1 protein-coding gene is annotated in these 1,064 nt (G+C 51.1%); it reads right to left on the bottom strand.

Translation table 11 applies throughout. The features are described from left to right. Positions 1-1,064 (bottom strand): B12-binding domain-containing protein (locus ACTXGO_RS14440; RefSeq protein ID WP_443575004.1); only part of this gene is annotated, 1,064 nt, incomplete at both ends.

Here is a 1,064-nt window from a genome sequence, read left to right as displayed (position 1 = left end):
CGTACTTTGATGTACTCTTCGCGGGTTTCATCGAGCAGCTCTTGACGGTTTTCTTTGGAGAGCAGTTTGGTGACCACACCGACCGCGCGCGAGGCATCAGCCACATAGATGACGCCATCGTTTTGATACTGCGGCTCCACCTTGACCGCGGTATGCGCTTTAGAGGTCGTGGCACCGCCAATCATCAACGGCAGGGTCATGCCGCGCTCTTGCATTTGCTTGGCGACATAGACCATCTCATCGAGACTTGGGGTGATCAGACCTGAGAGACCAATGATATCGACTTTCTCTTTGATGGCGGTATCGAGGATTTTCTCGCACGGTACCATGACGCCCATATCGACGATGTCATAGCCATTACAGCCAAGTACCACGCCGACGATATTTTTGCCGATGTCATGCACGTCGCCTTTGACCGTGGCCATCAGGATCTTGCCTTTGACTTCACCCTCGACCTTTTCCGCTTCGATATAGGGGTTGAGCCAAGCGACGGACTGCTTCATCACGCGCGCTGATTTGACCACTTGCGGTAAGAACATTTTGCCCGCGCCAAATAGATCGCCGACGATATTCATCCCGTCCATTAATGGCCCTTCGATGACCTCTAGCGGTTTGGGGTATTTCTCCCAAGCTTCTTTAGTATCGGCTTCGATAAAGGTAGTAATGCCTTTGACTAGGGCATGGGCGATGCGTTCTTCTACAGTACCTTCGCGCCATGTCATATCGACGGTGCTATCTTTTTTCTTACCGCCGTTTTGGAAGTTTTCGGCGACGCTCATTAGGCGTTCAGTGGCATCTTGACCACTCTCGCCTTGATTGCGATTGAGCATCACATCTTCGATAGCATCGCGCGCGTCCTTAGGAATATCGTCATATAGCTCAAGCATAGCTGGGTTGACGATACCCATAGTCAAGCCATTTTGAATGGCGTGATAAAGAAAGACGGAGTTGATAGCTTCGCGAATCGGGTTACCGCGGAAACTAAACGAGACGTTAGAGACGCCGCCTGATACCATCGCATTAGGTAGGTTGTCCGTGATCCATTTTGTGGCGTTGATGAAGTC

The sequence above is a fragment of the Psychrobacter sp. T6-1 genome (assembly GCF_052258445.1).
This window is presented reverse-complemented; position numbering and strand designations above follow the sequence as displayed.